A 13632-nucleotide genomic window follows, 5' to 3' on the forward strand; every position below is an offset into this window, starting at 1 on the left:
CGTTCCTGTCATTCTTTATCTGGCGTGATCATCCGTGCAAGGCTCATCGCACTTTCAAAAGCTCTTTCGTCCATTATTTTTGCCGCCAATATTTCCTGAAGTAGAGTGGTACCGTTATGGTGCGCTGTCTTCGCAATATAAGCTGCCTTATCATAGCCGATGACAGGTGTTAGTGCCGTCACCAGCATGAGGGAACGCGCCACGAGATCGCTGATTCGGGAAGTGTCGGCCTCGATTCCGCTGACGCAGTGATCGGTAAAGCTGTTGGCTGCGTCGGCAAGCAGGCGGATAGACTGCAATGTCGCGTCGGCTATCACCGGCTTGAACACGTTCAGTTCCAAATGCCCCTGGCTGCCGGCAAAGGTGATGGTGCTCTGATTGCCGAACACCCGTGTGCAGACCATGGTCATCGCCTCGCATTGGGTCGGGTTGACCTTGCCCGGCATGATGGAAGAGCCCGGCTCGTTTTCAGGCAGGATCAACTCGCCGAGGCCGGCTCGAGGGCCCGAACCGAGCAGCCGGATGTCGCTGGCGATCTTGAACAGGCTGACGGCCACGGTGTTGAGCGCACCATGGGCCGCCACCAAGGCATCATGCGTGGCGAGGGCCTCGAATTTGTTGGGGGCGGTGACGAAGGGCAGGCCGGTCAGGGCCGCAAGTTCAGCCGCGATCCTTTCGGCGAACCCCTCGCGGGTGTTGAGGCCGGTGCCGACCGCCGTGCCGCCCTGCGCCAGGGGCATCAATTCGGCAAGGCCAGCCTCGATCCGCCGGATGCCCTGCCGCAACTGCGTGGCATAGCCTGAGAATTCCTGGCCGAGCGAGAGTGGGGTGGCGTCCTGCAAATGGGTGCGGCCGATCTTGATGATGTCCTTGAAGGCTTCGGCCTTCTGTTCCAGGGCGGAAGCCAGATGGCGCAGTGCCGGCAGCAGCCGGTCATGGATCTCCCGGGCGGCAGCCACATGCATGGCGGTGGGGAAGGTATCGTTGGACGATTGGCCGCGATTGACATGGTCGTTGGGATGCACCGGCTTCTTGGAGCCCATGGCGCCGCCGAGCATCTCGATGGCGCGGTTGGAGATCACCTCATTGGCATTCATGTTGGTTTGGGTGCCCGAGCCGGTTTGCCAGACGACGAGGGGAAATTCATCGTCGAGCTTGCCATCGGCGACCTCGCGGGCGGCGCGCTCGATGATGTCGGCCAGAGCGGGGTCAAGCACACCGAGTTCGCGGTTGGCGCGAGCTGCCGCCAGCTTGATCAGTCCGAGGGCGTGAATCAGCGGGCGAGGCATCTTTTCGGCGCCGATGCGGAAATTCTCGAGCGAGCGCTGGGTCTGGGCCCCCCAATAATGCCCGGCCGGCACGTCGATCGGCCCGAAGGAGTCGCTTTCCTGGCGGGTGGCGGGGGTGGCTTCGGTCATGATGGTCTCCTGCAACTGGCCCTATGCGGTCATGCCCGGATTCGGGGCTCGCATGGCAGCTCATACTCGGCATTTCCTTGGATCACCCACGGCCGCCATTATGCGCCGGACATGCGTGATACAGGCAGGGCAAGATGCCCTCTTCCTCAAATAAGGCATGCCAAGCCTGAGGAAAGCTCCGTCAAACCGCAATCGCCTCTTTTTTCTGCCGAACAGGCAGCTTATATTCAGTTTGCCGGCTCGCGCCGGCTATGGCGATAAATGGTCATCGAAATAAACCTATCGGACCCGGGGGCAGTACCCGGCGCCTCCACCAGAGCCCGTCAGGGCGGGCTGCGGCGGGGGCGAAACAGGATCGACGAGGGTGTAAAGGGTGTGCTTTCGCTCGGCATGGTTCCGCCGATATCGGGCCTTTTTAATAGTTGCCAACGACAACTATGCTCCGGTTGCGGTTGCCGCGTAAGCGGTAACTAGACCGAAATCAAGTCCTGACGGGTAGCACCGGCAGGCGGGGTCCGGAGGCACCTGGCAACAGAAGCCTCCACTTCATTCCGGTCTGCCTGCAGGCCATCCGAGATGCGGTCTGCGAGGCGTGTGCACGTGCTAGCGGGCCCGACGTAATAAGAGCTGGCCTGGTAGAAATTGCGCGATGAGTATTGACCATATCCGTTATGATCTTCTCACTCAGGATGCGCTGCGCGGCATGGTTCGCCGCGTATTGGCCGATGCTGCCCGCGTTGGACTGCCTGGCGACCATCATTTCTTCATCTCCTTCAAGACCCAGTTCCCGGGCGTCAGCATTCCCGCGCGCCTGGCGGAAAAGTTTCCGGAGGAGATCACCATCGTCCTCCAGCATCAGTTCTGGGATCTTACCGTCAGCGACTACGGCTTTGAGGTCGGATTGTCCTTCGGCAATGCTCCCGAACGTCTGATCGTGCCGTTCGCCGCCATGACGGCCTTCTTCGATCCGTCGGTGGATTTCGGCGTGAAGTTCGAAGTCGATGAGGGCGAGTCGGAAGAGGAGGTTGCGCCCGCGCCGGCGCCGGCTGCGATCCGTGCGGTTCCGCGTGGTGACGAGGGCGAAGCCGGCAAGGGCGCGCCGGCCAAGGAAGGCGGGACCAAAGAGGCCGCGGCCAAGCCCTCGCGCAAGAAAGCCAGTCCGCCTGTGGAAGAGTCGGCGACCGTTGAAGAGGGCGGTGAGGACGAGCGGCCCGCCGAGAACGAGAAGATCGTCAGCCTCGATCATTTCCGCAAGAAGAAGTAGCCCGTTTCCCCGCATTCAGCCGGCGAGCCGCGAGGCACGGATCCTTGCGACAAATCAGTTCTTGTCGATCTCCGCGGCAGCGATGTTCGCGACCTCGAGGGTCGGCGCCACGTGCTCTTCCTCGCCATCCTCGATCAACCAGGTCGCTGAAAGCCCCGCCCAAGCCAGGATCCAGTGAAGCAGGCGCCCGCGTTCAAGCTGCGCGGTCCGAGCTACTACTTCGACCTGTTGCGCAAGGCGGCCCCGTGCGGTGGCGACCGCATGGTCCGGATTGCAGAAGAGATTGGCATAGTCGAAACCCCGCTCGCCCTTCAGGCGTTTGGGGTCGATGGCAAGCCAGCCTCGCTCGCCGAAATCGAGAATGTTGGCGTGATGAATGTCACCGTGAAGGGTGACGACATCATGCGGATTGGCGAGAAGCGCTCGAGCCGCGACGGCAGATCGCGCAAAAATCTCCCCTTCGGGTGCAGCCTCCAGTGCCTGAAACCGCTGCTCGAGCGGGATCAAGTCGAGCGGAGGCATCGTGCGCGCCTCATGCAACGCACCGACAACTTTGCAGATGATGCGGCTGGCCTCGTCATCCGCCCCGTTTTGGGCCATGTGGACCAGCGAACGGCGGCCGGTGGCGCGCTCGAGCAGGATGGCCCGGTCGTCATGCGCAAGGACACGGGCAGCGCCAAGCCCGCCCCACCAAATCATCAGGCCGGCACCCCAGCGTTCTTCCGCCTCGGTGGCGACTTTCAGCATGGCCGGCGCGCCGGCGTGCAGAACCGGGAGAAGGCGGCTGGAATGGGTCACGATCGGATCACCGTCGGGAACAAGCGCCCATCGTCGGATATAGGGGGCAAAATCAGTGTCCGTCGCCATGCCGTCTCACGGGGTATGGCTCCGGCCTTTCTTGCCCATGCCGTGACGATTGCCCCGATACGGACTGGCAGAACCCCCTTTTCCGGAGCCGGAAAAGGGGGCCTGCTCTCTTGAACGCTCAAAAAGTCCGCGATCGGCTCAGTTCAGCGCCAGCGCCACGAAGCGCAACTCGCCCTGGGTATTCGAGAGCAACAGCAAAGCCTGCTTGGTGCCGGATTTTTTCAACTCTTCTATGCGCTTGCTTACATCTTCGGGATTGGAAACCGCCTGCTGGCCGACCTGCAGGATGACGTCACCGACCTTGACCTGCTTGTCCTCGGCAGAGGAGCCATTGTCCACCTTGGTCACCACCACGCCCTTGGCGTCGGTGGCAAGCTTGTATTTGTCGCGCAGCTCCTTGGTGATGCCGGACATTTCCAGGCCGAGGGCCTTGGTGATCTTCGGCTTTTCGGGCGTTTCGGTGCCGCGGGTGGATGCCTTGATGGCGGTGTCGCTCTCGTCGAGGCGGGCGACGGTGACGGTCTTGGTCAGGGTCTGGCCCTTGCGCAGGATCACCACCTCGACCTTCTTGTCTACCGGCGTATCGGCGACGAGGCGGGGCAGGTCTCGCATTTCCTTGATGTCATGGCCGTCAAATTTCAGGATCACGTCACCCGGCTCGAGGCCAGCCGGCTTGGCCGGGCCCTTGTCGTCGACGCCGGCGATCAGCGCACCCTGTGCCTTCTGCATGCCGAGGCTTTCGGCAATGTCGTCGCTGACGCCCTGGATACGCACGCCCAACCAGCCACGCCGCGTCTCGCCATAGAGTCGAAGCTGCTCGATCACCGGCTGCACGGTCGCCGACGGCATGGAGAAGCCGAGGCCGATCGAGCCGCCAGTCGGCGAGATGATGGCGGTGTTGATACCGATGACGCCGCCGTCCATGTCGAACAGCGGGCCGCCGGAATTGCCCTTGTTGATAGCAGCGTCCGTCTGCAGGTAATTGTCGTAGGGTCCCGAATTGATGTCGCGGTTGCGGGCCGAGATGATGCCCAGCGTTACCGTGCTCGACAGGCCGAAGGGGTTGCCGATCGCCATAGCCCAATCGCCGACGCGGACCTTGTCGCTATCGGCGAACTTCACGGCCTTCAACGGCTTGGGCGGATCGACCTTCAGCACGGCGACGTCGACCTTCTTGTCGCGACCGAGCAGCTTGGCCTTGAGCTTGGAACCGTCGTTGAAATTGACCTCGATGTCGTCGGCATCGTCGATGACATGGTTGTTGGTGACGATGATGCCACTGGGGTCGATGACGAAGCCCGAGCCGAGCGCTTCGGTCTTTCTCGGCCGCTGCAGGCCCTTGCCGTCCTTGTTGTTGAAGAACTGGTTGAAGAATTCTTCGAAAGGCGATCCGGGCGGCAGCTTGGGCATCGGCGCACGCGGCTCGTCCTCGCCGTCTTCGTCATTGCTGCCGGCGGCCACCGTCTGCGACGTCGAGATGTTGACGACCGCATCGATCAGCTCGGCCGAGAGATCGGCGACAGAGGGCGGGCCTGCCGCCGCCATGGCCGGCGGCGCCACCAGGGTGGCCGGGCTGGCTGCAATGAGGGCGGCGATGGCAACGGCGCCGCTGCGGCGCATCAGGGTGTTGAGTTGAATCGGCATCAAGTCCTCGGATGGTCACCCGCATCGGTGTTGATGTGGGGCGCAGTCGGATTGAATTTCAAGTGTGGAATGCGGCGCGAGCGTGACGTACTCGCAACTTCACGCAAAGTTGGGGCTTGTCAGTTTCACCCGCAACAGGATGGGACAGTGCATCGGGCACCCAAGGTGCCCGGCTACCCACCCGACAGCATCACATGCCCCTTACGGCCCAGATTATGATGATACCGATGATGGCGGAAATGAATCCGGCGAGGCGGAGCTGCGCATTGGGGGAGTTGGCGACCGAGACCATCATGCGCCGCACCGGATCGGGAAAGGCCAGGAAGAATAACCCTTCGATCGCAAAGGCCAGTCCGAGCGCCGTGATGAAATCACCGAAAGAGAAACTATCCATCCGCCCCACACATTATATGAACCGCACCCGAACCTTCCGACGGTTTGCGATCCTGGAGCAAAATCGTTCATGCCTGAACGCTTGTTCGCTCCAGCTCCTTGTTTCCAGCCAATCCAACCGATTGGCCAGAGCGTTTTTGCGATTCTTGGTGAACTCGTCAAATCGCAAGACGCTTTTGGCAAGGGCAGCCGTCGGAATGTTCACGGCGGTCCTAAGAAAAACGCCGGCCGCAATGAAGCGGTCGGCGCAATGGAGCTTTATATAGGGCCGGCGTCAAGCCTATTGCGCCGGAGGAGCCTGGGGAGAGGCGGCTGGGGAAGGTGCTCCCGTAGGGGCGGCTGGCGAACGCAGATAACGGAAGTAATCCCAGTCCGGACTGATGAAGACCTGCGTGTTGTCAGGCTTCATCGCGTCGACATAGTTCCGCATCGACAGGTAGAACTGGAAGAATTCCGGATCCTTGTTGTAGGCGTCCGCCAGGATCTTGATGCGGGCCGAGTCGGCCTGGCCTGTCGTCTCTGACGCCTTGCCGCGCGCCTCACCGAGTATCTTGGCGACCTGACGATCGGCATCCGAGCGGATGACCTGCGCCTGCTGGGTGCCCTGCGAGCGAATCTGCTGCGCCTCGGTCTGGCGCTGCGACTGCATGCGCTTGTAGACGGCCTCGGAGTTGGCCTGCGGCAGGTCGGCGCCGCGGATACGCACGTCGACCACCTCGATGCCGAGACCGCCGGCTTCACGATTCACCTCGGCGCGGATCTTCTCCATCAGCGCGGTACGCTGGTCACGTACGACGGCGGCGAAGGTCGACTGGCCGAGAACGCGGCGAACCGCCGAGGACAGGATCGAGGAAAGCTGCAGCTCCGCACCCTTCTCCGAACGCGAGGTCTGGAAGAAGCGCAGCGGATCCGAGACGCGATAGCGGGCGAAGGCGTCGACCTTCAGGCGCTTCTGGTCGCTGGCGATGACTTCCTGCGGGAGGCTGTCGAGGTCCAGCACCTGCTTGTTGATGTACTCGACATTCTCGATGAACGGCCATTTCCAATAGAGGCCGGGCTGGGTCTTGGCCGGTTGCGGTTCGCCGAAGCGCAGTGGCAGGGCGTAGTCGCGCGGCGTCACCGTATAGGCCGACAAGTAGACCAGGACCAGGATGGCACCGGTCGCGATCAGGGCAATGGTTCCGAGCGGGGATCTCATTGTGCCGCTCCCTGCTGGGGCTGGGCCGTGCCGGCCGGCCGCTTGAGCAGTCGGTCGAGCGGCAGATAGGGCACCACGCCCTGGCCCTGCGTCTTCGAGTCCAGGATCACCTTGTTCGTATCGGTGAGGATGGAGGTCATGGCTTCCAGATACATGCGTTCGCGGGTGACCACAGGAGCCTTCTGATAGGCGCTGTAGACTTCGTTGAAGCGCGACGCCTCACCGGTGGCTTCGGCCACGGTGCGCGCGCGATAGGCTTCGGCCGCCTGCGTGATCTTGGCGGCTTCACCGCCTGCTTCCGGGATCACCTTGTTGGCATAGACCTGAGCCTGGTTGATGGTGTTCTCCTGGTCGGCGCGTGCGGCCTGCACGTCACGGAAGGCATCGATCACCTGGGGCGGCGGATCGACATTCTGCAACTGCACCAGCCGGACCAACACGCCGGCCCTATAGCTGTCGAGGGCCCGCTGCATCTCGCTTTGCACCTGCTGCTCGATCGCCTGGCGATCGCCGGTCAGGATCGGCGTGATGTTGCGTTGCCCGATGGCTTCGCGCATGGCGCTCTCCGCCACGGCCCGGATCGTACCGCGCGGATTGGCCAGGTTGAAGGCGAAATCCTGCGGGGCGGCCGGGTTGATCTGCCACTGCACCGTGAAGCCGATATTGACGAGGTTTTCGTCGCCGGTCAGCATTTCATTGGCGCTATCGCTGTCACCACGCGTGCCGACATTGATGGTCTCGACATTGGTCACGGTTGGCTTTTCGACCGTGCCGATCGGATAGGGCACGTTGTAGCGCAGGCCCGGCGGGCTCAACGAAACATATTTGCCGAAGACGAGATTGAGGCCGACTTCATTGGGCTGCACGCGATAGAAGCCGGTGAGGAGCCACAGGCCGATCAGCGCCACCGCGCCGATCGCGATGTTGCGCGGCGTGAAGCCGCCGCCGCCCTGGAGATTCTTGAGGCCGTCCTTGCTGCGGCGAAGCCAATCTTCGAGATCCGGGGGCTGAGAACCGCCGGATGGACCACCGCCCCAGGGGCCACCACCCCCCGGACGTCCGCCTCCGCTGTTGCCGCCGCCGCTACCCCAGGGGCCACCACCGCCGCTCTGGTTACTCCAAGGCATGTCTTGGTCCTTTGATTGTTCGTCTGCCCAAAGCAGGACGAAAGCCCATTCCTAAGAACGGAATAAGCTGGAGAGAAGCTGCATATAGGAATGCAACCCCCCCGATCAATCCGAAACCATGTTTGAAAACAAGCCTCTAAATCGACAAAACGGCGTTCGAACGAAGCTGTCTTCACATGGCAAAGCTGCAGAAACTCCTATGCAGCCCCTTGAAATTCCTATGTAAACCCGGTGCCGGGCTGCAATCGACGAACATCGCGACGGGCACGTGTTAAATTTCGTTCATCAGTGCGTCCGAAGCAACCGCAAGTGCTTGAGCAGGCTCGACGAAGCGCCAGCCTGGCATCTGGTGGCGGAACCAGGTGAATTGGCGCTTGGCATAATGGCGGGTGTCGGCCTTGGCGCCGGCAATGGCTTCATCGAGCCTGATCTCCCCGGCGAGGTAACGGCAGAGCCCAGGCACGCCATGGGCACGCATCACCGGAAGGGCCGGATCGAGGCTGCGCTGGGAGAGCGCGTGAACCTCCTCGATCGCGCCTTGCCCGACCATCAGGTCGAAGCGGTGATCGATCCTGGCATAGAGTTCGGTTCGCTCCGGGCTGAGAAAGAGGCGCAGGCATTTGCCGGCATCGAGCAGGGGCGGCGTATGCGGTTCACTCTGCCATTCCGACAGGGAGCGGCCTGTTGCCTCGAAAATTTCGAGGGCGCGGATCAGGCGCTGGCGATCACTGGGTCGCAGGCGATTCGCCATGGCCGGATCCTTCTGACTCAGCCAGGCATGCAGGGCCTCGGTCTCCATGCCTTCGGCCTTGCCACGCACGGCGTCGCGGATTCCATCGGGAACGGCCGGCATTTCGGCGAGCCCGCGTTCCAGTGCCTTGAAATAAAGGCCGGTGCCGCCGATCACGATGGGCAGACGTCCCTGCCGGCGGACGTCATCCAGCGCGGCGGATGCGTCCTCGCGCCAGCGTCCCACCGAATAATTGACGGCGCCATCGACATGGCCATAGAGCAAATGAGGCGCGCGCGCCGTCTCGCTGGCATCCGGGCGGGCGCTGATCACGGCGAGATCGCGGTAGACCTGCATGGAATCGGCGTTGATGATGCTGCCGCCGAACCGTTCGGCCAGGGCCAGGGCCAAAGCCGACTTGCCGCTCGCCGTCGGACCTGCGAGAAGCACGGCGTCATATTGAATGGCTGTCACTCCGGATACCTGTCCTCATGTCCCTTGTCGCCACGCTGATCTCCCATCCGGACCGTCCCGCCGTCACAGCAGCCGCTCTGTCGCGCGCGGTCGAGGCGCTGGCTTCGCCGGCGGCCCCCAGCGTCCTGGCTCCCGGCGTGGCCGTCGACATTGCCTGTGCAGCCGATGCGCCGATCGTCGAGATCGAGGCTCGCCTGCGCGAGGCTCTGGCGGCGACCACCGTCGATCTGGTGGTGCAGGAAGCCGAGGGACGGCGCAAGCATCTTTTCCTTGCCGACATGGACTCGACGATGATCGGCCAGGAATGCATCGACGAGTTGGCTGATTTCGTCGGCGCCAAGACGATGGTGGCGGAGATTACCGAGCGTGCCATGCGTGGCGAGATCGCCTTCGAACCGGCGCTGCGCGAGCGCGTCGCCCTGTTGAAGGGGCTGCCGGAGAGCATTGCCGACGAGGTCGTGCGGGAGCGCCTGACACTGACCACCGGCGGGCCCGAACTGGTGCGCACCATGCGGGCGAACGGGGCCTATACGGCGCTCGTCTCGGGGGGCTTCACCTTGTTCACCGCCAAGATCGGGGCGATGGTCGGCTTCGACGAGCATCACTCCAATCTCCTCGTGGTCAGGGATGGTTACCTCACCGGCGAGGTTGCCGAGCCGATTCTCGGCAAGGAAGCCAAGCGCGCCAATCTCGATCGCTTGCGGCAGGCGAGGGGGCTGGCGGCCTCCGATACGATGGCGGTCGGCGATGGCGCCAATGATCTTGCCATGCTGGGCGAAGCCGGTCTCGGCGTGGCCTATCGCGCCAAGCCCGCGGTCGCCGCAGCGGCCCGGATGCGGGTGGAACACGGCGATCTGACGGCGCTGCTCTATGCGCAGGGATATCGCAGCCAGGATTTCGTGCGTTAGATATCGGCCGCCAGGACGAGACCACACCTATCGACGGGAGGCGGAAGCGCCATGATGAGCAAGAACGGTAGCCAGGACTTGTTGGATGTGCTGAAGGCTCGCTTCGATGCCAATATGAAACGCCACAAAGGCCTCGAATGGGTGAAGGTGCAGGCGCGCCTGGAGGCCAAGCCCGAAAAGTTGCGCTCCCTCGCCGAAATGGAGCGGACGGGTGGCGAACCGGATGTCATCGGCGAGGATCCGGCGACCGGGGATTATGTCTTCTGCGACTGCTCGGCGGAAACACCCAAGGGTCGCAGGAGCCTTTGCTATGACCGCCAGGCGCTCGACGAGCGCAAGGAGCACAAGCCGGAGGGCAGCGCGACCGAAATGGCCGCTGCCATCGGCATCGAGCTTCTGACGGAGGAACAATATCGCGCCCTGCAGGAGCTTGGCGCATTCGACCTGAAAACCTCGACCTGGGTGAGCACGCCGGCGGCGATCCGGAAGAAGGGCGGCGCCCTGTTTTGTGATCGCCGCTACGACCATGTCTTCACCTATCACAACGGCGCATCTTCCTATTATGCCGTGCGGGGATTTCGTGGGCGCCTGACGGTGTGATCCGGCAAATGGCCGAATATCGAGACCGGAGTGGCATTCGGCCTTTCGGTCATGGTTTGGCAGGAAATCCGCGTTAGTCTTGCAAAGACTGGTGCACAAATCTTTTTGGGGGTCGCGGAATCGGACGCCGCGGCTAAGATCAGGCCATGCTCGACCGTACCCATAAGCCGCATCCCGAACAGGGCTATCTCGACCTCCTCGACCGCGTCTGGCGCGAGGGTACGCCGCGGGTCGACCGCACGGGCGTCGGCACCCGCGCGCTGTTCGGCCAGACTCTCCGAATCGATCTGTCCGATGGCACGCTTCCCCTGCTCACCACCAAGCGGGTGTCGTGGAAGACGATCGTTCGCGAGCTCTTATGGTTCCTCGACGGCGGCACCAATATCCGGCCGTTGCTCCAAAACAAGGTGACGATCTGGACCGATTGGCCGCTCGCGAAATATCGCAAGGCGACCGGCGAGGCGATCAGCCAGGAGGATTTCGAGGCGCGGATCGTGGCCGACGCGGCCTTCGCCGAGCGTTGGGGTGATCTCGGACCCGTCTACGGGGCGCAATGGCGCCGTTGGCCGCTTTTCGTGCCGACGGATACCGAAGGCGAGGAGGGACTCTATCGCCGGGACCCGAAGGGCATCGACCAGATCGCGCGACTGGTGCACGATATCAAGCACAACCCAACCTCGCGGCGCCTGATCTTCACTGGCTGGAACGTGGCCGAGCTTGACGGGATGGCGCTGCCGCCCTGCCATACCACCTATCAATATTTCGTCGCCGACGGGAAGCTCTCTGGCCTGTTGCACCAGCGTTCCTGCGACGTTGGTCTCGGCGTGCCCTACAACCTCGTCACCGCTTCGCTGCTCATCCGCATGCTGGCCCAGCAATGCGACCTGGAGCCCGGTGAGTTCGTCTGGTTCGGCGGCGACGTGCATGTCTACCAGAACCATGGCGATCTCGTGCGTGAGCAGTTGAGCCGTACGCCCAAGCCCTGGCCCAAGCTGCGGTTTGCCCGCAAGCCTGCCTCGATCCTCGACTACAGATTCGAGGATTTCATCGTGGAAGGCTACCAAGCCCATCCGGCGATTTCCGCGCCGATCGCGGTGTGAACGGCGAGCCATGAGCGTTCCTGTCATCATGGTCGCTGCGATGGCCCGCAACCGTGTCATTGGCGTCGACAACGGGCTGCCGTGGCATATGCGCTCGGATCTCAAGCAATTCAGGGCTGCCACCATGGGCAAACCCCTGATCATGGGACGCAAGACCTACCAGTCGATCGGGCGCCCCTTGCCGGGGCGGCGCACCATCGTGGTGACGCGCGACCCCGCGTTTCACGCCGAGGGCGTGGAAGTGGCCGCCAGCCTGGAGGCCGCTCTCGAACGCGGGCAGGCCGTTGCCGCCGAGATGAAGGCCGACGAGGTCGTCATTGCGGGTGGGGCCGCCATCTATGCCCAGGCCTTGCCGCGGGCAAGCCGCCTGCTGCTCACCGAACTCGACCTGGAGGCGCAAGGCGACGCCGTCTTCCCCGCTTTGACGGCCGGAGAATGGCGGGAGGTGTCACGCACGCCCCATCCCCGCGGGGAGGGAGACGATGCCGGTTTCATGGTGGTGGCGCTGGAGCGCATTTGAGCCTGCGATGTCGCCTCCAACTTGAATTGAGGCGATGTCCGGAGATAGCTGAAGCACCACCTTTGTCATGCCGGCAATGACAAAGGCCCAACTCGATTTGTTCGTGGACGGGTAAATCCTAAGTCTGCTGGTAGACGGTGATCACCTCGTCGAAACGGCGTTGTTCGAGATCCTTCCTGCGCATCAGGAAGTAGACGGTGCCTTCGCCCCAGGCGCCGGCGCTCCAGTCGGCGAGGTCGAGCTGGAACAGCAGCACCCATTCATGGGCTGCCGCCATGACGGCGGAGCGTTCCTTCTTCCACTCGTCCGACGACAAATGCTGCTTGCCGAATTGCGAGACCACGACGGCATCATAGCGAGGATCGTCCTGTTCCGGCTGCGGGCTGCCCAGAAGCTGCTGGCGGTGCCAGCGTCCCGCCGGTTTGAGCTTGCCGCCGGCGGTGAGTGCTTCGCCATAGGCCTCCTCGAAGCTCTGCCCGTTCTTAACGCTTTGCGTTCCATCGGCTGCCGAATAGGCGGCATGGAGTTTGGCCGATGCCTCCATCTCGATGGCGCTCGGGTCGGGCAGGCTCAGACCCGCACGCAGCGTCATGGCGCGCTCGGGCGCGTCGTAGTTGCTGCCTTCCGGCTGTGATGGTTCGGGCAGTTTGTATTTGGCCCGGCTTTCGGCCGCGTCGCGGCGCGCCTTCTCCGCCGCTTGCACCAGGTCTTTGGGCATGGCAAGCGTGGCGAGCTTGTCACGTGGTGTCCGGTCCCAGATCACCTTGGCCGGGCGTTTGCCGGTTTCCCATGGTCCGACGGCAAGATCATAGAAGAACAACAGGCGTCCGTCCGGTGGAAGGGGAGAGGCAACACTGCCGAGCTTGTCGGCCTCCGCCAGATCGATCTGGGCGAGGAAAGCGTAGGGCAGGCCCTGGGCCAGATGCCGCCGCATCTCGGCGCCGGCTTCCGCATTGCCTTGGCTGGCGATCGCCTCCGGATCGGCCGGTGCCGGTGGACGCGGCCAGGCCGAGCCTGCGGGCAGGTCCGGCCGGCCGCCGAATTTGGTGTCGCCGACCACGATCCGCTTGCCGGGCGCCACCTCGAAGACCAGGGCGGGCACCAGCGCCTCGACCAGTATCTCGATGCGCGGCGTGTCGAAATAGGCCTGCAAGGCCTGTCTTGCATCGTCGGGGCTGTCGAACATGGGGAGGCTTTCTCTTGATCCTGGCTTGCTGCCGGGAACGAGGCAGGGAACGGTAATGAAAGACTAGCGTTGCCAGATGTTGCGCAACAATTGACAATTTCTGCAAATCAGCGCTTGACCGCCTGTTTGCCAACCCTTACAACCCCGTAACTTTCGAAAAATGGGAGCGCGATCTTGCGCAACATCCTTATCGTAGGTTTGGC

The 13632-nt window shown here is 63.0% G+C and carries 13 protein-coding genes and 1 other RNA gene; 6 read left to right on the forward strand and 8 right to left on the reverse strand.

Features of this window, described 5'->3' with window-relative positions; translation table 11 throughout:
* Positions 1–8: 8 nt before the first annotated feature.
* The gene (fumC, locus tag U1R88_RS19775) at positions 9–1418 is read right to left on the reverse strand and encodes a class II fumarate hydratase (protein WP_322432786.1); all 1410 of its coding nucleotides are present in this window, start codon (positions 1416–1418) and stop codon (positions 9–11) included.
* Between the two features lie 195 nt (positions 1419–1613).
* Between fumC and ssrA the strand changes: the two genes are divergently transcribed.
* Positions 1614–1964: a transfer-messenger RNA gene (gene ssrA / locus U1R88_RS19780) on the forward strand.
* Positions 1965–2067: 103 nt separating this feature from the next.
* On the forward strand, positions 2068–2682 hold the full coding sequence (locus U1R88_RS19785) for an SspB family protein (protein WP_322432787.1): 615 nt from the start codon (positions 2068–2070) through the stop codon (positions 2680–2682).
* A gap of 54 nt (positions 2683–2736) precedes the next feature.
* Here the strand turns inward: U1R88_RS19785 and U1R88_RS19790 are convergent, their stop codons facing one another.
* From U1R88_RS19790 to miaA, 6 genes are all read right to left on the reverse strand, one after another.
* Positions 2737–3549 (reverse strand): aminoglycoside phosphotransferase family protein, encoded by an 813-nt coding sequence (locus U1R88_RS19790; RefSeq protein WP_322432788.1) that lies wholly within the window; start codon positions 3547–3549, stop codon positions 2737–2739.
* Between the two features lie 138 nt (positions 3550–3687).
* Complete coding sequence (locus tag U1R88_RS19795; RefSeq protein ID WP_322432789.1) at positions 3688–5193, reverse strand: Do family serine endopeptidase; 1506 nt, start codon at positions 5191–5193, stop codon at positions 3688–3690.
* Between the two features lie 190 nt (positions 5194–5383).
* Positions 5384–5587: a DUF2065 domain-containing protein gene (locus U1R88_RS19800; protein ID WP_105862061.1), complete on the reverse strand. Its 204-nt coding sequence runs from the start codon at positions 5585–5587 to the stop codon at positions 5384–5386.
* 279 nt (positions 5588–5866) lie between these two features.
* Positions 5867–6784 carry a protease modulator HflC gene (hflC, locus tag U1R88_RS19805; RefSeq protein ID WP_322432790.1) on the reverse strand — a complete coding sequence of 306 codons (918 nt, stop codon included), beginning with the start codon at positions 6782–6784 and terminating at the stop codon, positions 5867–5869.
* Complete coding sequence (gene hflK, locus U1R88_RS19810) at positions 6781–7911, reverse strand: FtsH protease activity modulator HflK (protein WP_322432791.1); 1131 nt, start codon at positions 7909–7911, stop codon at positions 6781–6783. Before hflK ends, hflC begins: the two co-directional genes overlap by 4 nt.
* A 271-nt stretch (positions 7912–8182) precedes the next feature.
* A complete protein-coding gene (gene miaA / locus U1R88_RS19815) occupies positions 8183–9115 on the reverse strand; it encodes a tRNA (adenosine(37)-N6)-dimethylallyltransferase MiaA (protein ID WP_322432792.1) in 933 nt (310 codons plus the stop codon).
* Positions 9116–9132: 17 nt separating this feature from the next.
* Between miaA and serB the strand changes: the two genes are divergently transcribed.
* From serB to U1R88_RS19835, 4 genes are all read left to right on the forward strand, one after another.
* Complete coding sequence (serB, locus tag U1R88_RS19820; RefSeq protein WP_322432793.1) at positions 9133–10023, forward strand: phosphoserine phosphatase SerB; 891 nt, start codon at positions 9133–9135, stop codon at positions 10021–10023.
* 51 nt (positions 10024–10074) lie between these two features.
* Entirely contained in the window at positions 10075–10623 is a 549-nt protein-coding gene (locus U1R88_RS19825) for a DUF4256 domain-containing protein (protein WP_322432794.1), read from the forward strand.
* 146 nt (positions 10624–10769) lie between these two features.
* A complete protein-coding gene (locus tag U1R88_RS19830) occupies positions 10770–11723 on the forward strand; it encodes a thymidylate synthase (protein WP_322432795.1) in 954 nt (317 codons plus the stop codon).
* 10 nt (positions 11724–11733) lie between these two features.
* On the forward strand, positions 11734–12243 hold the full coding sequence (locus U1R88_RS19835; RefSeq protein ID WP_322432796.1) for a dihydrofolate reductase: 510 nt from the start codon (positions 11734–11736) through the stop codon (positions 12241–12243).
* Between the two features lie 118 nt (positions 12244–12361).
* Here the strand turns inward: U1R88_RS19835 and U1R88_RS19840 are convergent, their stop codons facing one another.
* A complete protein-coding gene (locus U1R88_RS19840; RefSeq protein ID WP_322432797.1) occupies positions 12362–13429 on the reverse strand; it encodes a DUF1963 domain-containing protein in 1068 nt (355 codons plus the stop codon).
* Between the last annotated feature and the right edge of the window lie 203 nt (positions 13430–13632).

This window comes from Labrys sedimenti, from assembly GCF_034424805.1.
GTDB lineage: Bacteria > Pseudomonadota > Alphaproteobacteria > Rhizobiales > Labraceae > Labrys > Labrys sedimenti.